The sequence below is a fragment of the Roseomonas sp. KE2513 genome (assembly GCF_016107305.1).
Classification (GTDB): Bacteria; Pseudomonadota; Alphaproteobacteria; order Acetobacterales; family Acetobacteraceae; genus Roseomonas.
This window is the reverse complement of record NZ_RCVR01000002.1, coordinates 159,782-181,112: the sequence shown is the minus strand read 5'-3', so window position 1 is coordinate 181,112 and position 21,331 is coordinate 159,782. Positions and strand designations below refer to the sequence as shown.

Below are 21,331 nucleotides of genomic sequence, written 5' to 3'. Positions count from 1 at the left end.
GCCCTCACGCGTACCGCCGCAGCAGCGGCTCCAGCTCGGCCGAGACGGTGTCGGGCATCATCGGCCCCGCCCAGCGCCAGCGCACGATGCCGCGCCCGTCCAGCAGGTAGGTCTCGGGCACACCGTAGAGGCCGTAGTCGATCCCCGCGCGCCCCTCGGCATCCGCCACCAGCGCGCCGAAGGGGTTGCCGTGCTGCGCCAGGAAGCGCGCGGCATCGGCCGGCTTATCCTTGTAGTTCACGCCGAAGAGCTTCACGCCCCGCCGCTGCAGCGCCATCAGCTGCGGGTGCTCCACCACGCAGGGCACGCACCACGAGGCCCAGAAGTTCAGCAGCACCGGCCCGCCGGCCGCCAGCGCCTCCGGTCCGAAGCCGGGGGTGGACAACCCCTGCACGGCCGGCAGCGCGAAACCCGGCGCCGGCTTGCCGAGCAGCGCGGAGGGAACGCCGCGAGGGTCGTAGGACCCGTCCCGCATTCCCCGCAGCATGGCCCAGAACCCGACGCCAGCCCCGGCGGCCAGCCCCAGCGGCGCCCAGAGCAGCACCCGGCGGCCCAGCGGTGCCCGCGACTTCCCGGCGCCCGTTTCCTCCACCCCGCTCACGCCTTCGCCGCCCCTGCCGCGGCCCGCCGCGCCGGCGCGCCCACCCGTGCCCTACGGTCGGAGAGCGAGAGCCCTCCGCCCAGCGCCATGATCGCGCCGCCGAGCCAGATCCAGGGCGCCAATGGGTTGTAATGCAGGCGCAGCGTCGCCGTGCCGTTCTCCTCCTCGCCCATCACGGCATAGAGGTCGGAGGCCATGGTAGTGTGGATCGCCGCCTCGGTCGTGCTCTGCCGGGCGAGGGGGAAGTTACGCTTCTCCGGCAGCAGCACGGTCACCGGGGCGCCATCGCGGGTCACCGTCACGGTCGCCTGCCGCCCGGCCCAGTTCGGCCCGACCACGTCCCGCACGCCCTCAAGCTTCCACTCGTAGCCGCCGAGGGAAATGCTCTCCCCCGGACGTACCGCCGCCAGCCGCTCCGTCGCCAGCCCCATCCCGGCCATGCCGAGCAGGGTGACGCCGAAGCCCGCATGGGCCACGGCCCCGCCCCAGGCGGAGCGCGGCAGGCCCCGCGCGCGGGCGAAAGCCGCGCGCGGGCGAGAGAAGAGCGCGATCCGCTCCGCCACATCCGCTAGCGCCCCCAGGATCAGCCAGGCCGCCGCGCCGAAGCCGAGCGCCGGTAGGATCGGCCGCCTCTGCACCAGCCAGACGGTCACGATGGCGCCGAGCGCGATCAGCCCCGCCCACCACAGCCGTTGCAGCACCGGCCAGGGCCGCGCGCGCTTCCAGGCCATCAGCGGCCCCGCGGCCATCGCCAGGATCAACGGCAGCGCCAGCGGGAAGACCGTCGCCTGGTAGAAAGGCGGCCCTACCGAGATCTTCGCCTTCAGCATCAGGTCCGCGAACATCGGGTAGAGCGTGCCCGCCAGCACGACGGCCGCGATGGTGCAGAGAAGCAGGTTGTTCAGCACCAGCGCCCCCTCCCGCGAGATCGGCGCGAACAGGCCGGTGGGCGAGAGGGAAGGGGCCCGCCAGGCGAAGAGCGCGAAGGCGCCCCCGATCGTCAGCAGCAGCAGCCCGAGGATGAACACCCCGCGCTCCGGGTCGTTGGCGAAGGCGTGCACCGAGTTCAGCACGCCCGAGCGCACGAGGAAGGTGCCGAGCAGCGACATGGAGAAGGCGAGGATCGCCAGCAGCACCGACCAGGTCTTCAGCGCCTCGCGCTTCTCCACCACGATGGCGGAGTGCAGCAGCGCGCAGCCCGCCAGCCAGGGCAGCAGCGAGGCGTTCTCCACCGGGTCCCAGAACCAGTAGCCGCCCCAGCCGAGCTCGTAATAGGCCCACCAGGACCCCAGCGCGATGCCGAGCGTCAGGAAGGACCACGAGGCAAGCGCCCAGGGCCTTACCCAGCGCCCCCAAGCCGCGTCCACGCGTCCCTCGATCAGCGCCGCGATGGCGAAGGCGAAGGTCACGGCCGTGCCGACATAGCCGAGGTAGAGCAGCGGCGGATGGAAAGCGAGGCCGGGGTCCTGCAGAACGGGGTTCAGTCCCTGCCCGTCCATCGGCGGCGGCCAGACCCGCGAGAAGGGGTTCGAAGTCGCCAGGATGAAGGTAAGGAAGCCCGTGCCGATCATCCCCAGCACCGCCAGCACCCGCGCGCGCAGCGCCCCCGGCAGCCCGCGCCCGAAACCCGACACCGCCGCCCCGCAGAGCGCGAGGATCAGCACCCAGAGCACCATGGAACCCTCATGGTTCCCCCAGGCGCCCGCCAGCTTGTAGAGCATCGGCTTGGCTGAGTGGCTGTTCTGCACCACCACCGAGACCGTCGTGTCGTTCTCCGCGAAGGACCAGAGCAGCGCGGCGAAGGCCGAACCCACCGCCAGCAGCACGCCCGCTGCCAGCCCTGGCCCCGCCGTCATCAGCCGGGCATCCCCGCGCTGCGCCCCAATCAGCGGCAGCACCGCCTGCGCGAGCGACAGCGCCAGCGCCAGCGCCAGCGCGAAATGACCAAGCTCGGGGATCATCGGCCGGTCCCGCCCGCGGGCTCTAGCGTGTTCCATTCCCGCGCCGGCGGCGCCGCGCCCTGCTCGGGGTTCCAGTGGCCGCTGCGCTTGAGCGCGTCCATCACCTCGGGCGGCATGTAGGTCTCGTCGTGCCGCGCCAGCACCTCGGAGGCGGCGAAGGTCCCGTCTGGCCGCATCCGGCCGAGCGTCACCACGCCCTGCCCCTCGCGGAAGAGGTCCGGCAGCACGCCGCGGTAAAAGACCGCCACGGCATTCGCCCCATCGGTCACGCGGAAGCGCACCTCCGTACCGTCCCGCACCACGCTCCCCGCCTCCACCAGCCCGCCGAGCCTGAAGGCCCTCTCGTCCGGAGAGGCCATGGAGACGATATCCGAGGGGGAACGGAAGAAGACGAGATTGTCCCGGAAAGCCGTCAGAGCCAGTGCCGCCGCGGCGCCGATCCCCAGCGCGCAGAGCAGCAGCACCAGCATCCGCCGCCGCCGGCGGGAGGCCGCGACGCCAAGGCCGCGCCGAGAGGTGGTCGTCGTTGCGCTCATCGCGCGCGCTCCAGTTCGCGCAGCCGCCGGGCCGCGGCGCGGTGGCGAAGGGCCGCGCCCAGCGCCAGCCCTCCGAACCCCACCGCAGCCAGCCCCCAGGCCGCCCCGACGCTCATCCAATGACTCATCGAGGCGCGCTCATGCCGGCACCGCCTCGGCGGGTGCTCGGTCGGCTGCGCGGGCGCGGGCCAGCTCCAGCGCCTCCACCCGCCGCTCCATCACCGCTGCCCGCACGCGGGCAAGGACCAGGGTCGCGAAAAGAAGCGAGAACCCGGCCGCGCAGGCCAGCAGCGGCCCGAGCATGGAGACGTGCATCCCCGGCGCCGCCAGCCGCGTCACGCTCGCCGGCTGGTGCAGCGTGTTCCACCAGTCCACCGAGAACTTCACGATCGGCAGGTTCACCACACCCACGAGGGCGAGGATCGCCCCCGCCCGCGCGCCCCGCTCCTCGTCCTCGAAGGCGCGGGTGAGGGCGGCGTGGCCCACCCAGAGGAAGAAGAGCACCAGCACGGAGGTCATCCGCGCGTCCCAGGCCCACCAGGTGCCCCACATCGGCCGCCCCCAGAGGCTGCCCGTCGCGAGGCAGAGCGCCGTCGCCACCGCGCCCACCGGCGAGAGCTCCCGCGCCGCCAGGTCCGCCAGCGGGTGCTTCCAGACGAGCGCCAGGATCGAGGCGATGGCGAGGCCGGAATATCCGGCCATGGCCAGCCAGGCCATCGGCACGTGCACGTACATGATCCGCACCGTCTCGCCCTGCTGCCAGTCCGCCGGCGAGACGAGCAGCGCCCAGGCCGCGGCCGGCAGCAGCACCGCGAGCGAGAGCCCCCATGCCCAGGGCATGATCCGCGCCGTCGCCCGCAGGAAACGGCCCGGATTGGCGAAGCGGTGCAGGAGCGGCGCGGGGGAGGTCAGGAGGGGGTGTCCCGGCGTGTTTGGCCCGGCATTGGGCTGCGACTGCCGCAACATTAGCGCGTCGCGGCCCGCGCTGGAATTGCCGGTAAACCCCGGCAGCCATGCCCCAGAGATAGGGACCGCCGCGGGCGGCGAAAGTCCCGCCGGGCGCCCTGAGACAAGACGTCACGATCGCCGCCGCTTGCGCCCGCTCCGCCCCTCCGCTTGACGCGGGCGCCGCCCGGTTCTTTCCTCATACCCCGCAGATGCCGCCTTTTCGTGGCGAAAACAAAGATTTGCAGGGAAGAGGGAGCCGGTCGATGGCCCAGCAGGAACCGGTCACCAGCACGGTGGAGGACGGCGTCGCCGTCATTCGCATCGCCAACCCGCCGGTGAACGCGCTCAGCGCCGCCGTGCGCGGCGGCCTGCTGCGCGCGGCGCAGGCCGCCGGAGCCGATCCCGCCGTCCGCGCCGTCGTCGTCGCGGCGGAAGGCCGGACCTTCATCGCCGGCGCCGATATCTCCGAACTGGGCAAGCCGCCCGTGCCGCCGAACCTGCCCGAGGCCATCGCGGCCCTCGAATCCCTCCTCAAACCGGTGGTGGCGGCCATCAACGGCGCGGCGCTGGGCGGCGGGCTGGAAGTGGCGCTCGGCTGCCATGCTCGCGTGGCGGCGCCCGCCGCGAAGCTCGGCCTGCCCGAGGTGAAGCTCGGCATGCTGCCCGGCGCCGGCGGCACCCAGCGCCTGCCCCGCCTGATCGGCGCCGTGCCCGCCCTGAAGCTCATGGTTGCGGGCGACCCGGTCGGCGCGACGGAGGCGAAGTCGCTGCGCATCGTGGACGAGGTGGCCGACGACGTGCTGGCGGCTGCCAAGGCCCTCGCGCTGCGCCTGGCCGATAAGGGCCGCCCCACTCCCACCAGCGCCCGCCAGGATACCGGCGAGCGGGATGCCTTCGAGGCCGCGGCCGCCGCCATGCTGAAGAAAGGCGCGGAAAACCCGAGCATCGCCGCCTGTGTGGACGCCGTGCGCGCCACCTTCGACAAGCCCTTCGACGAGGGCATGTCGGTCGAGCGCGCCCATTTTCTCCGCCTGCGCGACGATCCCCGCAGCAAGGCCCTGCGCCACGTCTTCTTCGCCGAGCGCGCCGCCGCCCGCATCCCTGGCCTGCCCAAGGGCACCCAGCCCCGCCCTGTGGCGAAGGCGGCCGTCATCGGCGGCGGCACCATGGGCGGCGGCATCGCGATGAGCTTCGCCAATGCTGGCATCCCCGTGACCCTCATCGAGACGAGCGAGGAGAACCTTCAGCGCGGCCTGGAGCGGGTGGCCGGCAACTACGCTACCTCCGTCAAGCGCGGCAGCCTGACCGAGGAAGCCCGCGACAAGCGCATAGGCCTCATCGAGGGCAAGGTTGGCCTGGAAGCCGCCGCCGGCGCCGACGTGGTGGTGGAGGCCGTCTTCGAGGAGATGGGCCTCAAGAAGGAGATCTTCGGCAAGCTGCAGGAGATCGCGAAGCCCGGCGCCGTGCTCGCGACCAACACCTCCTACCTCGACGTGGACGAGATCGCGGCCTCCACCTCCCGCCCCGGCGACGTGCTGGGCATGCACTTCTTCTCGCCCGCCAATGTCATGAAGCTGCTGGAGGTCGTTCGGGGCAAGGAAACCGCGCCCGACGCGCTTGCGACGGCCGTGGAACTCGGCCGCAAGCTCGCGAAGGTGCCGGTGGTATCAGGGGTCTGCTACGGCTTCATCGGCAACCGCATGCTCGCCCGCCGCACCGCCCAGGCCGAGCGCCTGCTGATCGAGGGCGCGATGCCCGAGGAGGTGGACGCCGCCCTCAACGCCTTCGGCTTCCGCATGGGCCCCTTCGCCATGTCCGACCTCGCCGGCCTCGACATCGGATGGCGCATCCGCCAGGCCACCGGCAAGAAGGCCCCGGTCGCGGACGCGCTGGTGGAGGCCGGGCGCCTCGGCCAAAAGACGAAGCGCGGCTACTACGACTACTCCGGCGATGGCCGCACCGGCACGCCCGACCCCGAGGTGCGCGCGGTCATCGAGCGCGTCTCGGCCGAGCAGGGCGTCACCCGCCGCGCGATCCCGCAGGAGGAGATCCTGGAGCGCCTCCTCTATCCCATGATCAACGAGGGCGCCCGCATCCTGGAGGAGGGCATCGCCGCCCGCGCCGGGGACATCGATACGGTCTGGCTGAACGGCTACGGCTGGCCGGCCGGCACCGGTGGCCCGATGTTCCACGCCGATGCCGTCGGCCTGCCGCGGATCGTCGCGCGCCTCCGCGATTTCGCCGCCGCCTCCGGGGATGAGAGCCTGCAGCCCGCCGCCCTGCTCGTGCGCCTGGCGGAGGAGGGCGGCAGCTTCGCCGCCCTCGACGAGAAGGCCGCGGCGTGAGCTTCGACCCGGCCGCCGAGGGCTGGTCCCCCTGGCCCCCGAGCGGCTTCTCCGGCTTTACCGGCCCACTCTGGTCCCGCGCCGAGGGGGACGGCTGGGCCTATGGCGTGCTGGCCGACGAGCGCCACGCCAACAACCACGGCATCGTCCATGGCGGGATGCTCGTCACCCTGCTCGACAACACCCTCGGCATCACCGTCTACCGCGCGACGGGCAAGCGGCCGGGCGTGACGATGCAGCTGAACACCCAGTTCCTCTCCGCCGCCCACCCAGGCGAGTTCCTGGAAGGGCGTGGGGAGGTGCTGCGCGTCGCCCGTTCCGTCGCCTTCGTCCGTGGCACCGTCAGCGTGGGCGACCGGCTGGTGGCGGCCGGGGACGGTGTCTGGAAGCTGCTGGGCACTCCCCCGGGCTGAATGCCCGGGGGCCAGCCGGCGGGCTGGCTAGCGCCGCCGCGGCGTGCCGCCGTGCTCGGGATCTTCCGCGATCTCGCGGTCAGCCTCCTCCGCCGCCTCGCGCGAGACGATGCCGGGCGTGTGCATGTCGGGATCGCCGCCCTCGGCGTTCTCCACGTGGCTCTTGATACTCCGCAGCGCGTTGCCCGCATTGGTCGGGTCGTCGTTGGGGCTCATCTCCTCGGCCGGCGGCTCGTCGATGTGCCCGCCTTCGGCGAAGGTGAGGGAGAGGTCGGCAACCCCCGCGTCGTGGGTCGCGGGATCCGTCACCCGCATCTCCCCGGCCGGCGCCGCGGTCCAGCGCACCACCCGCTCGCCCGCATCGGCGCTCAGCTTCGGATCTGGCACCCGGTCGGCGTCGTGGCGCAGATGGGCGAACCAGAAACGGGCATTCCCCGGCTCGGACAGCCAGGCGAAGAGCCGGTCGGGGCTGGTATGGACGGTAATCTTGGCGTGCATGGGTCCCTCTCGGCTGTCGAACCACCTGGGGCGAGGTCCGGGCATCGCGCCGGCCGCCGCCCCTGGGAGGTTCCTCGGGGCCTATCGTTCGGCATGCCCACGGGGTTGCGCAACCGACATGCCCGGCCGGAATGATGAGGAGGCCAGGATCATTCCGCACTCGTCATCTTGATCCCAGGATCGAAGCCCTTCATTTCTTCATCAAGCGGTCGCAACCGACATGATGAGGCCAATTTGAACCAGCTCGCGACCGGCTGGCGCTGACGAATGTCCTACCTTTCAGCGCCTACCGAGTGCCTGTCCCCGACGGTCCCCAGCCTTCAGGCTGGCAGCGAGCCGCCGTCCGCACTGCACCTGCTCGCTGGGCCCTTTCTGGACGCTCTCGATCGCTCGGGCATGTCCGTCGTCGTTACCGATCCTCATCTGCCCGACAATCCGATTGTCCACGTGAACCCCGCCTTCACGCGGCTGACGGGCTACTCGGCCGAGGAGGTGCTGGGCCGCAACTGCCGCTTCCTCCAGGTTCCCGAGACCGACCCTGCGGCCGTCGCCGCCTTCTCGCTCGCGGTGAAGGAGGGACGCCCGCTCGATACCTGCATCCTGAACGCGCGGCGGGACGGCACGCTGTTCTGGAACGCCGTGTTCCTGACGCCGGTCCCTGGCATGGGTGGTGCACCCCGCTTCTTTCTCGCTACCCAGACCGAGATCGTACCGACGCAGGAGATCCCGGCCCTGCAGGCAGCCCTCCGCGTCGGGCGGGAAGCGCTCGGCGAGGCGAACCAGCGACTCCGTGAGGCGCTACTCGCCTCCGACGTGATGGCCGCCTGGGACTGGGACGTAGCGACGCGCCGGATTACCGGTGACGCGCGCTTCGCCCGGCTCTACAGCCTCACGCCCGAGGAAGCGGCGCGCGGCGTCGGCCCCGGGACCTTCTTCTCCGTCATCCACCCCGAGGACCGGCCGCGTGTCCGCCTTGCCGTCGGTGCCATCCTCCGCGGTGCGGACCTCTTCTCGAAGGAGTACCGCGTCCTCTTGCCCGGCGGGTCGATGCGCTGGGTCCATGCGCGCGGCCGCTGCTACGCGGGCACCGACGAGCGGCCCGCCCGCTTCGTCGGCACGCTGGTGGACATCAGCGAGCAGAAGCGGGTGCAGGAACGCCTGCGCATCGCCCAGACCGCGGGCGGCATCGGCACCTTCGAGTACGTGGCCGGCTACGGCACGGCCTCCGTCTCGGAGCGGTTCTGTGCCCTGCTGGGCCTGCGCCCCGCGACCGACCTGCCGCTGCGCACCATCAACGCCCTCGTCCATCCAGGCGACCCCTGCCTGATCGAGGCCGGCGCCACGCCCGCCCCGGGCACTTTGGCCGAGGCCGAGTTCCGCATCCGCCGCCCCGACACCGGGGAGACCCGCTGGCTCACCCGCCGCGGCGAGTACCTCTCCGACCCCGAGACGGCGGAACTACGCTTCTGCGGCGTCATCTACGACATCACGGAGACGAAGCTCACCGAGGCGCGGCTGCGCACCCTGAACGAGCGGCTGGAGGCGGAGGTCGCCGAGCGCACGGCCGACCGCAATCGCCTCTGGCGCCTCTCGGCGGACATTATGCTCGTCGCCCGGCCGGACGGCACGATCGTCGCCGTGAACCCCGCCTGGACCGCCGTGCTCGGCTGGTCGGAGACCGAGCTCGTCGGCCGCCAGATCCGGGACTTCATCCACCCCGACCACCTCGGCAGGGCCGCCGCGCGGCTGGAGGCCCTCGCGCGCGGCGAGGCCCTGTTGCACGCCGACAACCTCTACCGCCACAAGGACGGAAGCTGGCGCTGGATCAGCTGGTCCGCGGCCTCTGGCGACGGGCTCGTCAGCGCCGTCGGGCGCGACGTGACCGCCGAGCGCGATCAGGCCGAGGCGCTGCGCCTGGCCGAGGAGGCGCTCCGCCAGGCCCAGAAAATGGAGGCCGTGGGCCAGCTCACCGGCGGCATTGCGCACGACTTCAACAACCTCCTCGCGGGCATCGTCGGCAGCCTGCAGATGACGCGGACCCGCATCGCCCAGGGCCGGCTGCCGGAGGTGGAGCGCTACCTTGCAGCAGCAGAGGGGGCGGCCAGCCGGGCGGCGGCTCTCACCCACCGCCTGCTCGCCTTCTCCCGCCGGCAGACGCTCGATCCGCGGCCCACCCAGCCCAACAGCCGCATCCGGGAGATAGAGGACCTCGTCCGCCGCACGATGGGGCCGGGGATCGAGGTGCGGACGGTGCTCGACGCCGGGCTCTGGCCCACGCTCTGCGACGCCAACCAGCTCGAGAACGCCCTCCTCAATCTCTGCATCAACGCGCGCGACGCCATGCCTGAGGGCGGGCGCCTGACCATCGAGACAGCCAATGCCCAGGTGGACGAGCGCACGGCGCGGGGCCGCGGGATGGCTCCCGGGCAGTACGTCACCATCTCCGTTGCCGATACTGGGCAGGGGATGGCGCCCGAGGTGGTCTCCCGCGCCTTCGAGCCCTTCTTCACGACGAAGCCCATCGGCAAGGGAACCGGCCTCGGCCTGTCCATGATCTACGGCTTCGCCCGGCAGTCCGGCGGGCATGTGGCGATCCATTCGGAGGTCGGGCGCGGCACCACCATGCGCCTGTACCTGCCGCGCCACCTCGGCGAGGTCGTGGAGGACGGCGGCATGGCCCGCGCGGTCGAGCTTTCGCGTACCGGCAGCGGCGAGACGGTGCTGGTGGTGGATGACGAGGTGACCGTCCGCATGCTGGTCGTCGAGGTGCTGGAGGAGCTTGGCTACACCGCCATCGAGGCCGCCGACGGCCCCGCGGCCCTCGAGGTGCTCCGCTCCCCCGCGAGGATCGACCTATTGATCACGGATGTGGGCTTACCCGGCGGCCTGAACGGCCGTCAGGTCGCCGATGCCGCGCGGGTGACCCGGCCGGGGCTGAACGTGCTCTTCATCACTGGCTATGCCGAAAACGCGGCCGTCGGCGGGGAGAACCTCGAGCCCGGCATGCACTTCCTCACCAAGCCCTTCGCCATCGCGGCGCTGGCGAACCGCATCCGGACGATCCTCGCGGGCTGAGACCCGAGACCGTTTGGTGAAATGAACGAAAGGTTGATCCCCGGCCCTTGTCCCGGGAGCGCCAGAATGCCCAGTTCAGCCCCTGGACGCCGGACCGGTCCGGCCCCCTCGGGACACTGCCCAGCGATGCATTTCGCCAGGATATTCAACGCGGCCGCGAGCAGCGTCGCCCACGCGGCCGGGCGGCCCATCACCTTCGTCGTCTCGGTCGCCGTGGTGATCCTCTGGGCGCTTTCCGGCCCCTTCTTCGGCTTCTCCGACACCTGGCAGCTGGTCATCAACACCGGCACCACGATCATCACCTTTCTAATGGTCTTCCTCATCCAGAACACCCAGAACCGGGACGGCGCGGCCATCCAGGCGAAGCTAGACGAGCTGATTCGCACCAGCGCCGCCGGCAACGCCTTCATCGGCATCGAGCACCTGACCGAGGAGGAGCTGGACGAGATCCGCGCCACCTGCGAGCAGCGCGCCCGCCTCGCCATGGCCGCCGAGGCTGCCGAGGAGGCGAGTGGACGCGCCAACCGCCGCGCCGCCGAGGCCGCCGAGGCTGCCACCGAGTAGGATCTGGAGCTTGACCGCGCGCGCTGGCACGCGCGACCTGCCCGCATGCCCCGCGCGCGCTCGATCCTCGCCCTTCTGGCCATCCTCGCGGCCGCAACGCCCGCAGCACCCGCCCGTGCCCAGGAGGGCGACGACTGGTCCGTCTGCCGCCGCGCCATCGCCGCCGTGGAACCCGGATCGGGCATTCCTGCCGGCCTCCTCGGCGCCATCGCGCTGGTCGAGGCCGGGCGCGCCTCTCCCTCAGGCCGGCCGGAGCCCTGGCCCTGGAGCTGGAATGCGGAAGGCGAAACGGGCAGCGCCCCGAGCAAGGCTGCGGCCGTCGCGGCGGTGGCGGCCATGCGGGCGCGCGGGATTCGCTCGATCGACGTGGGCTGCATGCAGGTGAACCTCCTGCACCATCCGGACGCCTTCCCGAACCTCGAGGCCGCTTTCGACCCGCCCACCAACGCGCGCTACGCCGCCCGCTTCCTCGGCCGCCTGCGCGCCGCCTCGCCCGACTGGGGGGAAGCGATCGGCCGCTACCACTCCGGTGAGCCCGAGCGCGGCGCCGCCTATAACGGCCGCGTGGCCCTCGCACGCCTCGGCGCCGCCTGGACGCGCGGCGGGACAGTGCCGCTGCCCACCATGCGCGGCCTCGCTGGCCTATGTGCGCCCGGGCTGCAGCCGGCGCTGCTGATCGGGAGCGCGGCGGAGGCGCGGCGCTTCATGCGGCCCGGGGTGAACCGGCCGGTGCCGCTTCCACGGAACCCGCGGCCGCGGATGGCCTGCCTGCGGCGCTGATCGCCTCGGCCGACGCACGAAGAGCGAGGACGACAGCTCCCGCCACCAGAACCCAGGCGATCCGCGCCCCGTAGCGGTCGTGCGGCCCGCTCAGCGCGCCCGTGGCGAAGGCATTGGCCAGCACGGCCAGGCCCAGACCGAGCGCGAATCTCAGCACCGCCTGTTTCCGCCGCCCGCACCATCCCAGCAGCAGGAGGCCCGCCGCACCCAGCACCAGCACCGGCCCTTGCACCCAGAGGAGCGGCAGGACGACCGGCATGAGCGCGTCCCGCCACTGCGCGCCCGCCCGCAGCCGCGCCACCTCGGCCGGGCCGAAAGCCTCAAGGCGCCGCAATACCCCCTCGCCGACATGCCGCCCTTCCAGCGTGTCCCCCACGCGGTTGGCGAGGAGCTGGGCGAGCGTGTCACGCGCCGCGCCGAGCGCGACCGCCAGGGGCTCCCGCACCAGCGTCGCCCGGACGATCTCACCGGCCTCCCCGGAGAGCGCCCGCCCGCCAAAATCGCGCGGCCGTCCCGCCTCGTCGCGGTTGACCGGGCTCTCGGGGTTCCAAAGGAAGAGGTCGCTCGCCAGCAGGTCGCGCGGACAGGCACCGGGGGGGCAGGCGAGGGGACCATAGGCTTCCAACCGGCCCTTGAATGCGCAGAGCGACCATCCCGCCGCCGGGCATTCCGCCTCTACCGTCCGGATCGCCAGCCCGTTTGCCACCAGCCGGGCGAGAAGGAAGGTCGCCCCATGGGGGGAGAGCGAGAGCCGGCCGTGCCCCACGAGGTTCGTCGCCAGCAGCAGCGCGACAGCCCCGGCCAGCGGCAGCGCGACGCGCCCTGCTGCCCGCCACCCCGCCAGCAAGGAGACCACCACCAGCGCGCCGAGCACCGGCAGGTTCGAGAGATGCGCCGCTGCGCCGAGCGCCGCCAGCACCGAGAGCCAGGCGGTCTCCCCGCGCGAGAGCGCCGCCCGCCCGAAGCTGAGCAGCAGGGCGGAGAGCACCACCACCGGCGTCATCACGTCCGGCATGACGGTGGCCGCGGTGAAAGGCGCCGCCGTCAGCGCAGCGAGGACGGCGCAGAGCAGCAGGTGCCGCCCCGGCGAGGCCCCGCCACCGAAGGCGCGCACGAGCAGCCAGAGGAGATGAGACAGCACCAGCCCCTGAGCGATCGGCACCGGCGAGAGGCTCCGGTGCAGGTGCAGCGGCAGGATGAGCGGCCCGTAGATCCAGGGCTTGTCCCAGATCATCAGCGGCCCGAGCGTCTGGTGGAGGAAGGCGCCGCTGTCGCTGAACACGAGCGGGTAGCCGTTGAGGAAGGCTGGCCAGACGAGCATCAGCCCGCCGAAGAGAGTCGCGCCGAGGCTTCTCACCCCCAGCCCTTGGCGCGCGCCTCGTCCTCCTGCCGGGAGGCCACCCAGCGCTCGGCGCCGTCGGCGAATTCCTCGCGCTTCCAGAAGGGGGCGCCGGTTTTCAGCCAGTCGATGAGGAAGGCGCAGGCCTCCAGCGCCGCCGTCCGATGGCGGCTGGCGGTGAGCACCAGCACGATGCCCTCGCCCGGCAGGATGCGGCCGACGCGGTGGATCACGGTGCAGCCCGTCAGTGGCCAGCGCGCCGCCGCCTGGGCCGCGATCCCCGCGATGGCGCGCTCGGTCATGCCCGGATAATGCTCGAGGATCAGGGCCTGGAGCCCGTCATCGGCGCGGCAGAGGCCGACGAAGCTCGCGATCCCCCCGACATCCGTGCGCCCGGCCGAGAGCGCCGCCGTCGCCCGCGCGAGGTCGAAGCCGGCCTCCTGCACGCGAATGGTGGGCTCCACGGTCATCCCCCCGTCACCGGTGGGAAGAACGCCACCTCGTCGCCGTCGGAAACTGGGTGGTCGGGGCCGCAGAACTCCTGGTTCACGGCGCAGCGCACCTGCGCCGGGTCCGCGAAGGCGGAGGCGTGCCCGGCGGACCGGGCGGCGAGCCAGCGCATCAGCCCGCCGACATCGGTGACCTCGGCCGGGGGAGAGACCTCCTCCTCCCCGATGCCGGCCCGCTGGCGCAGCCAGGCGAAGTAGAGGACGCGCATCAGGGCGTCGGTACCACCTGCACGCCGCCCGTGGGCCCGAACAGGGTGGTGGAGCCTGGCTGCTGGATGGCCGTGCCGCTGCTGCCGCCCGGCTGCGTGTAGGTGGTGATCCCACCGGTGGGGCCGGTGATGATGGCGGGCGGGCCGCCCGGCACCGGCACGATGCGGTTTCCGCCCACCCGGGAGGGCGGGGTCGGCGGCTCGCCGCGCGGCACGCCTTCGCGCGGGACGGGCACCGGGTCGAGCGGTGGCAGCGCCTCGGCCGAGCTGCCGCGGCGGCGCGTGCCGGGCGCCGGGGCGCGCGGGTTGGGCGCGGCCTCTGGCGGGGCGCCGTTGCCGGGCTGCTCGCTCTGCAGACGGGGTGGCGGCGGCGGCGCCCCGCGCTCGCGCGCCCGCTCCAGCACGGGGGAGGGCTGCTGGCCCTGGTCCGAGACAGCGTCGGGGTTCTGCAACGTGGCGCGCGGGGCCTCCTGCGCCGGCCAGACGTCGCCGCCCTCGGCGAGCAGTGGCGGCACGTTCTCCGGTGCGCCCATCACGCGGCGCACTGTCAGGCTGTCCGGCGCGCCGATCGGGTCGGTGCGGCCGAAGGGCGCCCAGTCGATCTCCGGTGCGCAGGCGGCCAGCACGAGCGCGGGCAGGAGCGCGAGCGGCAGGCCGGCGCGGCGGAAGGGCCCAGCGGCCGTCGGGCGGTGGCGATGCATGCTAGATCCTCTTCCGATCCGCCCGTCGTGCCGGGTCGTCCTGATTCGCAACGAGTATAGTGCAGGCCAGGTTAGTAGAGCTTGCCGCGCAGGATGCGCGCCACGGCGCCTCCCCGCCACCTGCCCGAATGTTACCGAGTGGTTCCACCGGGCCGCGCGCCTCCGGTGGCCTGGGCCAGGTCCTCGGCGGCCGCGTGGCGCATGCCGGCGGTCATGTAGTCCCACCCCGTCCAGAGCGTGAGCCCGGCCGCGACCCAGAGTCCCGCCTCGCCCAGCCAGGAGACCGGCAGGAACCCGAGGCCAATTGCCGAGGCACCGCTGTCTCCCGCCACGATGGTGCCGATGGAGCCCATCTGGAAGCCGGTCTTCCACTTCGCCAGCCGCGTGACCGGCAGCCCGACCCGCAGCCCCGCGAGGTATTCCCGGAGGCCCGAGACAAGGATCTCGCGCAGCATGATGACGATGGCGGGCAGGAGGCCCAGCAGGGAGAGGCGGCCGAGGCCCGCCAGCAGCATCAGCGCCGCGCCCACCAGCAGCTTGTCCGCGATGGGGTCCAGCATGCGGCCGAAGGCGCTGAAGGTCTTTCTCTCCCTCGCGATCTTGCCGTCGAAATAGTCCGTCACCGCCGCCGCCGAGAAAACGGCGCAGGAGAGGATGTCGCCGAGCGGGGTGCCCAGGAACATCAATGCCACCAGAAGCGGGATGGCCGCGATGCGGGACAGCGTCAGCAGGTTCGGCAGGTCGGTGGGCATACGCGACTCCTTGCCGGCACCCCTAGCCCAGAAAGGCGCCGCGGGGAACGCGGGGCGGGCTCATCCTTCCGCCTCATGCCCTAGCGCGTCCGATGACAGGGGAGGGGGCGCCTCCGCCCCTTCCTCCGCCGCGGCCGCTTCGGGCGCCTCGGCGAGGACCGCCACGGACGCAGCCTTCCTCGCCCGCCCGCGCGGCTTCTGCGCCTCCACTGGGCCAGTGGTGCCGGGGTGGAAGTGCTCGTAGATCCGCTTCGCCACGGCTGGGCCGATCCCCGGGCTGTTTTGCAGATCTTCCAACGCCGCGTTCCGGACGCCCCGCGCCGAGCCGAAATGGTTCAGCAGCGCCCGTTTGATGGCCGTGCCGACGCCCGGTATCTCGTCCAACTCGCTTTTTACGAGGGACTTCGACCGGCCGGCGCGGTGGGTGGTGATGGCGAAGCGGTGCGCCTCGTCTCTCAGGCGCTGGAGGTAGTAGAGGACGGGGTCACGCGGAGGGAGCTGGATGGGCTCCGCCCCCGTGCGGTGGAACCATTCCCGTCCCGCATCCCGGTCCGGCCCCTTGGCGACGGCCACGAGGGGGATGTCGTGCACCCCCATCTCCGTCAGGATGTCGCGGGCAGCGCTGAGCTGGCCGATGCCGCCGTCGATCAGCACCAGGTCCGGCCAGGTGCCGCTCTCGCGCTCGGGGTCCTCCTTCAGGGCGCGGCCGAAGCGGCGCTCGAAGACCTCCCGCATCATCGCGAAGTCATCCCCCCCGCGGGGGGCGCCAGCCCCTCCGCCGCGGGGGGCACTGGCTCCTCCGCCCCGGGGAGCATTGGCTAGGCGGGCGGGGTCGGTGGTGGCGGGCCCGGCGCGGCCGGCGGCGTCATGCGCGAGCAGCTCCACATCCTCCCCGGCAAGTGGTTCAACGCCGGAGGCATCGGCGGGCGCGGGGCCGCGATCCGTGGCATCGGTCTTGCCGCGCCTGGCCTTGGGCGCCCCGGCGCCATCGCCCCGGATAGAGAACTTGCGGTAGGCGTTCTTCAGGAAGCCCGCCGGTCCCGCCACGACCATCACGCCATAGGCGTTGGTGCCCTGGATGTGGCTGTTGTCGTAGATCTCGATCCGCTCGGGCGTGGACGGCAGGTCGAAGACCTTCGCGACCCCCTCCAGCAGCTCGCCCTGGGCCGCGCCCTCCGCAAGCTTGCGCTCCAGGGCTTCCCGCGCGTTCGTCTGGGCGTGCTCCACCGCCGAGCGCTTGTCGCCGCGCTTGGGGTGGTGGACCTCCACCTTGCGGTCAGCGCGCAGTGCCAGGGCCTCAGCGATCAGTGCTGCCTCGGGCAGTTCGTGGGAAACGAGGACGAGAGGTGGCGGCGGCAGGTCGTCGTAGAGCTGGCCGAGGAAGGCGGTGATCACCTCTGCCGGCTCCGCATCTGCTCGCATGCCGGAGAGAAAGAAGGGCCGGTTCCCGTTGTTGCGCCCGCCGCGGAAGAAGAAGACCTGCACGCAGGCCTGGCCGGCCGCCATGTGCAGGGCGATGACGTCGGCGTCGCCCACGTTCTCCATATTGATGCGGTCGCGCCCCTGGACATGGGTCAGGCCCCGGATGCGGTCCCGGATGGCCGCCGCGCGCTCGAACTCCAGCCGCTCGGCCGCCTCCTCCATCTCCTTCGCCAGGCGCTTCTGGATGGAGGGCGTCTCGCCCGAGAGGAACTGCACGGCCTCCCGCACCAGCTCTCCGTACTCCTCCTTCGAGACACGCTCGACGCAGGGGGCGGAGCAGCGGCGGATCTGGTGCAGCAGGCAGGGACGCGAGCGGCTGTCGAAGACCGTGTCCCGGCAGGAGCGGAGGAGGAACACGCGCTGGAGGGCAGTGAGGGTCTGGTTCACCGCCCAGGCGCTGGCGAAGGGCCCCCAGTAGGAGGCGCCCTTCCGGCGCTCGCCGCGGTGCTTGGTGATCTGCGGGTAAGGATGATCTTCCGTGATCACGAGCCACGGGTACGACTTATCGTCTCGCAGCACGATGTTATAGCGCGGCCGTAGCCGCTTGATCAGGTTCGCCTCCAGCAGCAGCGCCTCGGCCTCGGAGGCGGTGGTGATCACCTCCAGGTGCCGGGTCTCGAAGACCATGCGCTTGAGGCGGTCCGGCAGCTTATGGACCTGGGTATAGGCATAGACGCGCTTCTTCAGGCTGCGCGCCTTCCCGACATAGAGGGCGTCCCCCTTCGCATCGAGCATCCGGTAGACGCCCGGCGAGAAGGGAAGGGTCGCGAGCGCCGTCTCGATCACCGCTCGCCCCTCCATGGGGGCGAGGGGGGTGGTCTGCTCGTTGGAGAAGGCCATCAGGCTTGTTTCCGTTGGGTTTCCGCGGCGTGTCTGCCGGTTGTCCCCCGAAGCTGTGGATAAGCTTGTGGAGAGATACGCCCGACAGCGCGCCGAAGGCCCGTCCACAAGGGCTTGCAACGCGCCTGCCTATTTCTTGGGCAGCAAGCTAAGTGTTTGTTTTGGCGCCGTTTAGCATCATCTTGCGCATTCATGCTTCGTTCACATTAGCCTTCGGTCGCCGACAAGCCAGGACTGCGTCCTGTTCTCGTCAGCGGGGGATTATTTTTCTCAAATCGCGAAGAGGGCGTTGACAAGGTGGTGATGTGGCGCGGGGAGGGAAGGGTCAGCTCCGCCGCCGCTCAACGCTCACGCCGACCGCCCCGACATGGGGCAGAATGTCCGGCTTCTCCACCGTCACGCGGGCGGATTCCACCCTCGTATCCTCCAGGCAGGCCACCGCGATCCGCTCCGCCAGCGTCTCGGCGAGCCGCGTGTGGCCGCTCGTCGCCACGGCGCGGGCGCGCTCGGTGACGGCCGCATAGTCCACCACGCGATCCAGCCGGTCAGGCCCGATGCCGGCCGGCGCGGCATCGTCAGCGACGAGAAGCTCAATTCCGATAACCACCCGCTGCGGGGCCGCCTCCTCCCGCGGATAGACGCCGAGCCGCGCCTGCACCGTCAGGTCGCGCACGAAGACGCGGCGCAGCCGGGCGTTGGCATCGGGCAGATAGGAGATCATTCTTCGATCCCTTCCTTCGACCGGGCCGGCGACCATTGCAGGTGCTGGCCGCCGTCCAGGGCGATCATCCCTCCCGTCATGGAGGTAAGAGAGAGCAGCGCGACCACGGCCCGCCCCATCTCCTCCGGGCTCGAGCCGCGCTGCAGGGGCGTGCTCTCGCACTGCGCCTGGAACTGCTCCGGCGTCTGCCGGCTGCTGGCAATGGTGGGGCCGGGGCCGATGCCGTTCACCCGCACGCGCGGCGCGAGGGCGAGGGCCATCGACTGCGTCAGCGCCCAGAGCGCGGCTTTGGAAACGGTGTAGCTGACGAAATGAGGGGTGAGGGAGAGCACGCGCTGGTCGAGCATGTTCACCACCGCTCCCTCGGCCCCCTCCGGCAGGGCGAGGGCCATGGCCTGGGTCAGCACGAAGGGCGCACGCAGGTTCGGCTCGAGATGGGTGTCCCAGCTCTCGCGGGTTGCGGTATCCCACTCGTCCCGCTCGAAGCGCGAGGCGTTGTTCACCAGCACCCCGATGGGGCCGAGGCCGGCGGTGGCGTCGGGGATGAGGGATTCCACCTCCGCCTCCCGTCCCAGCTCGGCCCGCAGGGTCACTGCCCGGCGGCCGAACGCCCGGATGGCGGCCGCCGTCTCCTCGGCCTCCGCAGCGCTGTTCGCGTGATGGACTGCCACGTCGAAGCCGGCCTCGGCGAGGGCGAGGGCGATCGCGCGACCGATCCGCTTCGCCCCCCCGGTGACGAGGGCGGCGCGGGGGATGCTGGGGGGAATGGCCATGAGGCGCCCAAGATGGGCCTGGATCGCGGCGCGCGCGAGAGGGGACGCCCTATCCCCAATCGAAGGCGGCCATGCTCCTCAGTGCCTGCTCCCGCAGGAGGTCGCCGCGCAGCTCGATCGGGGTCCAGGCTGGATTGGCGTTCACCCAGGGCGCGGCCTGGGAGAGGTCGGCGTCCAGCAGGCGCTTCGCCCCCGGCACGTCCGTCCCGCGCGCGGCATAGACCACCCGGCGGATGCCGAGTTGCGCGACGACCACCGCGCACATAAGGCACGGCTCGCAGCTCGTGTAGAGCGTCGTCCCCGGCGGCAGCTTCCCGCTCTCCAGCCGGCGGAGCGCGTCGCGGATGGCCACGACTTCCCCATGGGCGGCGGGGTCGCGGTCGGCCCGGACCGTGTTGTGCCCCTCGCCCAGCACCTCGCCGGCCGCGTCGACGATCACGGCGCCGAAGGGCGCCTGTCCCTTCGTCAGGGCGGCCTCGGCTTGCGCTAGCGCCCGGCGCATGAGGCTTTCATCACGCTGATTGTCCATGCCGTGCTCCTCTCCCGCTCCGGTAGCAGGAAACACCCTTGCCCCGGCGGGGATGCGGTGTCATCGAACCGGTATGGAAAAGACTGCCTCCGCGGATCCCGCCCCGAATGACCTCCGCCAGACGGGGTTAGCGGGCAAGCGCGCCCTCGTGACCGGGCACCGGGGCGGGATCGGCCGCGCCATCGTCGCCGCGCTGGAGGCCTCCGGCGTCGTGGTGGAAGGGCTGGACCGGCCGGAGCACGACCTGCACGACATCGCCGCCATCGCCCCAGCGGTGGAAGCCGCCGCGGCGCGGATGGGTGGGATCGACCTGCTGGTGAACAACGCCGGCGACACGATGATCGGCACGCTCATCGACACCCCGCTGGCCGAGGCGGAGCGGATCATGCGGGTGAACTGGCTGGCCCCCTTCGCCGTGATGCAGGCCGCGCTGCCGCACCTGCTGAAGGGCGGCGGCGCGGTGGTGAACATCGCCTCCGACCAGGCGCTGATCGGCAAGCCGGCCTCGGCAGCCTACGGCGCCTCCAAGGCGGCGCTGGCGCAGATGACGCGCTCGGCGGCGCTCGACTTCGCGACACAGGGCGTTCGCTTCAACGCCATCGCGCCCGGCAGCACGGACACGCCGATGCTGCGCGCGGTCATCGCCGACCTCGCCGCCCGCAACCGGTCGGGCCCCGCCAGCGACGCCGTCTATACCGAGGCAGTGCCGCAGCGCCGCTTCGCCCACCCGCGGGAGATCGCGGCCGTCGTCGCCTTCCTCCTCTCCGACCACGCGAGCTTCGTCACCGGCATTGTCATGCCCGTGGACGGCGGGACGACCGCGGCATGAGTGCCGTCCTCGTCACCGGCGGCACGCGGGGCATCGGCCTCGCTTGCGCGCGGCTGCTCGCTTCCCAGGGGCGGAGCGTCATCGCCGCCGCCCGCCGCCCCGCCGACGGGCCGCTGCCCGAGGGCGTCCGCTACCTGCCCTGCGACGTGACCGACGCCGCCTCCGTGCGGGGCACCTTCGCCGCCGCCGGGCCGCTCGGCGCCGTGATCCTGGCGGCTGGCGCTGCCGGCGGCGACCCACCCGCGCCGGACGAGGAGCACTGGCGCCGCATCGTCTCCTCCAACCTCGACGGCGCCTGGCGCTGCGCCGAGGCCGCGGCGCCCGGGTTGCCGGACGGGGAGGGGCGGATCGTCTTCCTCTCCTCCGTCCTCGGCCTGCGCGCCGTGCCGGACCAGGTGGCCTATTCCGCCGCCAAGCACGGGGTGATTGGGCTGATGAAGGCACTCGCGCTGCGGCTGGCGCCGCGCGGAATCACGGTGAACGCCCTCTGCCCGGGCTGGGTGGACACCGAGATGGCGCGCGCCCGCTGGGGCGAACTCGGCATGACCGCTGCCGAGGCCGCCGCCGGCACTCCCACCCGCCGCATCACGGCGGCGGAGGAGGTGGCGGAGATGGCCGCCTATCTCCTCTCCCCCGCCGCGAAGAACGTCACGGGGCAGGCCATTGCGCTGGATGGCGGCGCGGGCCTCTGATCGCTTGACAATGCGGACCCCGCGGGCGGAGGCTTCGCGCCTCACCAGGGGTGTCCCGACAAGGGGCTGAGATACTGCTGGCCGGTCCCGTTCGCGGGGGGGCAGCGCAGTGACCCGTCGAACCTGATCCAGTTCATGCTGGCGTAGGGACGGTGCGGATGCCTGCGGCCCCCTCGGCGATTCCTGTCGCCCGTGACCGTCGATCCTCCAATCCCCCTTGGCAGCGCTGGATCC

General features: G+C 72.1%; 21 protein-coding genes, 1 pseudogene and 1 riboswitch. Of the genes and pseudogenes, 7 read left to right on the top strand and 15 right to left on the bottom strand.

All coding sequences use genetic code 11. The features are described from left to right. Window positions 1–4 precede the first annotated feature (4 nt). The 5 genes from D9599_RS03035 to D9599_RS03015 are packed head-to-tail and all read right to left on the bottom strand — an operon-like array spanning window position 5 to window position 4,064. Entirely contained in the window at window positions 5–601 is a 597-nt protein-coding gene (locus D9599_RS03035; RefSeq protein ID WP_309228521.1) for a DsbE family thiol:disulfide interchange protein, read from the bottom strand. Further along, window positions 598–2,562, bottom strand: coding sequence for a heme lyase CcmF/NrfE family subunit (locus D9599_RS03030; protein WP_198379750.1), 1,965 nt, complete (start codon window positions 2,560–2,562; stop codon window positions 598–600). The genes D9599_RS03035 and D9599_RS03030 overlap by 4 nt, the downstream gene beginning before the upstream one ends. Then, window positions 2,559–3,098 carry a cytochrome c maturation protein CcmE gene (gene ccmE / locus D9599_RS03025; RefSeq protein WP_198379749.1) on the bottom strand — a complete coding sequence of 180 codons (540 nt, stop codon included), beginning with the start codon at window positions 3,096–3,098 and terminating at the stop codon, window positions 2,559–2,561. The genes D9599_RS03030 and ccmE overlap by 4 nt, the downstream gene beginning before the upstream one ends. Beyond that, window positions 3,095–3,226, bottom strand: a complete 132-nt coding sequence (ccmD, locus tag D9599_RS03020; protein ID WP_198379748.1) for a heme exporter protein CcmD — start codon at window positions 3,224–3,226, stop codon at window positions 3,095–3,097. The genes ccmE and ccmD overlap by 4 nt, the downstream gene beginning before the upstream one ends. Window positions 3,227–3,236: 10 nt before the next feature. After that, complete coding sequence (locus D9599_RS03015) at window positions 3,237–4,064, bottom strand: heme ABC transporter permease (protein WP_198379747.1); 828 nt, start codon at window positions 4,062–4,064, stop codon at window positions 3,237–3,239. Window positions 4,065–4,309: 245 nt separating this feature from the next. Between D9599_RS03015 and D9599_RS03010 the strand changes: the two genes are divergently transcribed. Together D9599_RS03010 and D9599_RS31115 are read left to right on the top strand one after the other, a co-directional pair. Then, window positions 4,310–6,391 carry a 3-hydroxyacyl-CoA dehydrogenase NAD-binding domain-containing protein gene (locus D9599_RS03010; RefSeq protein WP_198379746.1) on the top strand — a complete coding sequence of 694 codons (2,082 nt, stop codon included), beginning with the start codon at window positions 4,310–4,312 and terminating at the stop codon, window positions 6,389–6,391. Beyond that, window positions 6,388–6,804 carry a PaaI family thioesterase gene (locus D9599_RS31115; RefSeq protein ID WP_198379745.1) on the top strand — a complete coding sequence of 139 codons (417 nt, stop codon included), beginning with the start codon at window positions 6,388–6,390 and terminating at the stop codon, window positions 6,802–6,804. The genes D9599_RS03010 and D9599_RS31115 overlap by 4 nt, the downstream gene beginning before the upstream one ends. A 27-nt stretch (window positions 6,805–6,831) precedes the next feature. Here D9599_RS31115 and D9599_RS03000 read toward each other — a convergent pair whose 3' ends face one another. Then, window positions 6,832–7,302, bottom strand: coding sequence for a hypothetical protein (locus D9599_RS03000; protein ID WP_198379744.1), 471 nt, complete (start codon window positions 7,300–7,302; stop codon window positions 6,832–6,834). Window positions 7,303–7,698: 396 nt separating this feature from the next. Between D9599_RS03000 and D9599_RS02995 the strand changes: the two genes are divergently transcribed. The 3 genes from D9599_RS02995 to D9599_RS02985 all read left to right on the top strand — a co-directional run bounded on the left by D9599_RS02995 (window position 7,699) and on the right by D9599_RS02985 (window position 11,721). Next, window positions 7,699–10,377: a PAS domain-containing protein gene (locus D9599_RS02995; RefSeq protein WP_198379743.1), complete on the top strand. Its 2,679-nt coding sequence runs from the start codon at window positions 7,699–7,701 to the stop codon at window positions 10,375–10,377. Between the two features lie 126 nt (window positions 10,378–10,503). Then, entirely contained in the window at window positions 10,504–10,941 is a 438-nt protein-coding gene (locus D9599_RS02990; protein WP_198379742.1) for a low affinity iron permease family protein, read from the top strand. Between the two features lie 45 nt (window positions 10,942–10,986). Further along, window positions 10,987–11,721 (top strand): lytic transglycosylase domain-containing protein, encoded by a 735-nt coding sequence (locus D9599_RS02985; protein ID WP_198379741.1) that lies wholly within the window; start codon window positions 10,987–10,989, stop codon window positions 11,719–11,721. Here the strand turns inward: D9599_RS02985 and D9599_RS02980 are convergent. The 9 genes and pseudogenes from D9599_RS02980 to D9599_RS02940 all read right to left on the bottom strand — a co-directional run bounded on the left by D9599_RS02980 (window position 11,645) and on the right by D9599_RS02940 (window position 19,576). Then, window positions 11,645–13,078: a hypothetical protein gene (locus D9599_RS02980; protein WP_198379740.1), complete on the bottom strand. Its 1,434-nt coding sequence runs from the start codon at window positions 13,076–13,078 to the stop codon at window positions 11,645–11,647. The two genes, D9599_RS02985 and D9599_RS02980, sit on opposite strands and share 77 nt — an antisense overlap. Then, a complete protein-coding gene (locus D9599_RS02975; protein ID WP_198379739.1) occupies window positions 13,075–13,530 on the bottom strand; it encodes a molybdenum cofactor biosynthesis protein MoaE in 456 nt (151 codons plus the stop codon). The genes D9599_RS02980 and D9599_RS02975 overlap by 4 nt, the downstream gene beginning before the upstream one ends. Next, window positions 13,527–13,778, bottom strand: coding sequence for a molybdopterin converting factor subunit 1 (gene moaD, locus D9599_RS02970; protein WP_198379738.1), 252 nt, complete (start codon window positions 13,776–13,778; stop codon window positions 13,527–13,529). The genes D9599_RS02975 and moaD overlap by 4 nt, the downstream gene beginning before the upstream one ends. Continuing rightward, window positions 13,778–14,479 (bottom strand): hypothetical protein, encoded by a 702-nt coding sequence (locus tag D9599_RS02965; protein ID WP_198379737.1) that lies wholly within the window; start codon window positions 14,477–14,479, stop codon window positions 13,778–13,780. The genes moaD and D9599_RS02965 overlap by 1 nt, the downstream gene beginning before the upstream one ends. 131 nt (window positions 14,480–14,610) lie before the next feature. Further along, complete coding sequence (gene pgsA, locus D9599_RS02960) at window positions 14,611–15,231, bottom strand: CDP-diacylglycerol--glycerol-3-phosphate 3-phosphatidyltransferase (protein ID WP_198379736.1); 621 nt, start codon at window positions 15,229–15,231, stop codon at window positions 14,611–14,613. Window positions 15,232–15,447: 216 nt separating this feature from the next. Beyond that, window positions 15,448–17,553: pseudogene (gene uvrC / locus D9599_RS02955) on the bottom strand (excinuclease ABC subunit UvrC); the annotation flags it as partial. 325 nt (window positions 17,554–17,878) lie between these two features. Continuing rightward, window positions 17,879–18,274, bottom strand: coding sequence for a dihydroneopterin aldolase (gene folB, locus D9599_RS02950; protein WP_198379734.1), 396 nt, complete (start codon window positions 18,272–18,274; stop codon window positions 17,879–17,881). Continuing rightward, window positions 18,271–19,047, bottom strand: a complete 777-nt coding sequence (locus D9599_RS02945; RefSeq protein WP_198379733.1) for an SDR family oxidoreductase — start codon at window positions 19,045–19,047, stop codon at window positions 18,271–18,273. The genes folB and D9599_RS02945 overlap by 4 nt, the downstream gene beginning before the upstream one ends. 49 nt (window positions 19,048–19,096) lie before the next feature. Beyond that, window positions 19,097–19,576: a nucleoside deaminase gene (locus tag D9599_RS02940; RefSeq protein ID WP_198379732.1), complete on the bottom strand. Its 480-nt coding sequence runs from the start codon at window positions 19,574–19,576 to the stop codon at window positions 19,097–19,099. A 73-nt stretch (window positions 19,577–19,649) separates the two neighbouring features. On the opposite strand from D9599_RS02940, the gene D9599_RS02935 reads away from it, so the two are divergent. Further along, the gene (locus D9599_RS02935) at window positions 19,650–20,405 is read left to right on the top strand and encodes an SDR family NAD(P)-dependent oxidoreductase (protein WP_198379731.1); all 756 of its coding nucleotides are present in this window, start codon (window positions 19,650–19,652) and stop codon (window positions 20,403–20,405) included. Beyond that, window positions 20,402–21,097, top strand: a complete 696-nt coding sequence (locus D9599_RS02930) for an SDR family NAD(P)-dependent oxidoreductase (RefSeq protein WP_198379730.1) — start codon at window positions 20,402–20,404, stop codon at window positions 21,095–21,097. The genes D9599_RS02935 and D9599_RS02930 overlap by 4 nt, the downstream gene beginning before the upstream one ends. 36 nt (window positions 21,098–21,133) lie before the next feature. Then, window positions 21,134–21,265, top strand: a riboswitch (TPP riboswitch). Window positions 21,266–21,331: the final 66 nt, after the last annotated feature.

Bases quoted from the DNA above. Each gene is read 5' to 3' on its own strand.
- D9599_RS03030 (WP_198379750.1), bottom strand. From the start codon at position 2,562: ATGATCCCCGAGCTTGGTCATTTCGCGCTGGCGCTGGCGCTGGCGCTG.
- ccmE (WP_198379749.1), bottom strand. From the start codon at position 3,098: ATGAGCGCAACGACGACCACCTCTCGGCGCGGCCTTGGCGTCGCGGCC.
- ccmD (WP_198379748.1), bottom strand. From the start codon at position 3,226: ATGAGTCATTGGATGAGCGTCGGGGCGGCCTGGGGGCTGGCTGCGGTG.
- D9599_RS03015 (WP_198379747.1), bottom strand. From the start codon at position 4,064: ATGTTGCGGCAGTCGCAGCCCAATGCCGGGCCAAACACGCCGGGACAC.
- D9599_RS03010 (WP_198379746.1), top strand. From the start codon at position 4,310: ATGGCCCAGCAGGAACCGGTCACCAGCACGGTGGAGGACGGCGTCGCC.
- D9599_RS03000 (WP_198379744.1), bottom strand. From the start codon at position 7,302: ATGCACGCCAAGATTACCGTCCATACCAGCCCCGACCGGCTCTTCGCC.
- D9599_RS02995 (WP_198379743.1), top strand. From the start codon at position 7,699: ATGTCCGTCGTCGTTACCGATCCTCATCTGCCCGACAATCCGATTGTC.
- D9599_RS02990 (WP_198379742.1), top strand. From the start codon at position 10,504: ATGCATTTCGCCAGGATATTCAACGCGGCCGCGAGCAGCGTCGCCCAC.
- D9599_RS02985 (WP_198379741.1), top strand. From the start codon at position 10,987: ATGCCCCGCGCGCGCTCGATCCTCGCCCTTCTGGCCATCCTCGCGGCC.
- D9599_RS02975 (WP_198379739.1), bottom strand. From the start codon at position 13,530: ATGACCGTGGAGCCCACCATTCGCGTGCAGGAGGCCGGCTTCGACCTC.
- moaD (WP_198379738.1), bottom strand. From the start codon at position 13,778: ATGCGCGTCCTCTACTTCGCCTGGCTGCGCCAGCGGGCCGGCATCGGG.
- D9599_RS02965 (WP_198379737.1), bottom strand. From the start codon at position 14,479: ATGCATCGCCACCGCCCGACGGCCGCTGGGCCCTTCCGCCGCGCCGGC.
- pgsA (WP_198379736.1), bottom strand. From the start codon at position 15,231: ATGCCCACCGACCTGCCGAACCTGCTGACGCTGTCCCGCATCGCGGCC.
- folB (WP_198379734.1), bottom strand. From the start codon at position 18,274: ATGATCTCCTATCTGCCCGATGCCAACGCCCGGCTGCGCCGCGTCTTC.
- D9599_RS02945 (WP_198379733.1), bottom strand. From the start codon at position 19,047: ATGGCCATTCCCCCCAGCATCCCCCGCGCCGCCCTCGTCACCGGGGGG.
- D9599_RS02940 (WP_198379732.1), bottom strand. From the start codon at position 19,576: ATGGACAATCAGCGTGATGAAAGCCTCATGCGCCGGGCGCTAGCGCAA.
- D9599_RS02935 (WP_198379731.1), top strand. From the start codon at position 19,650: ATGGAAAAGACTGCCTCCGCGGATCCCGCCCCGAATGACCTCCGCCAG.
- D9599_RS02930 (WP_198379730.1), top strand. From the start codon at position 20,402: ATGAGTGCCGTCCTCGTCACCGGCGGCACGCGGGGCATCGGCCTCGCT.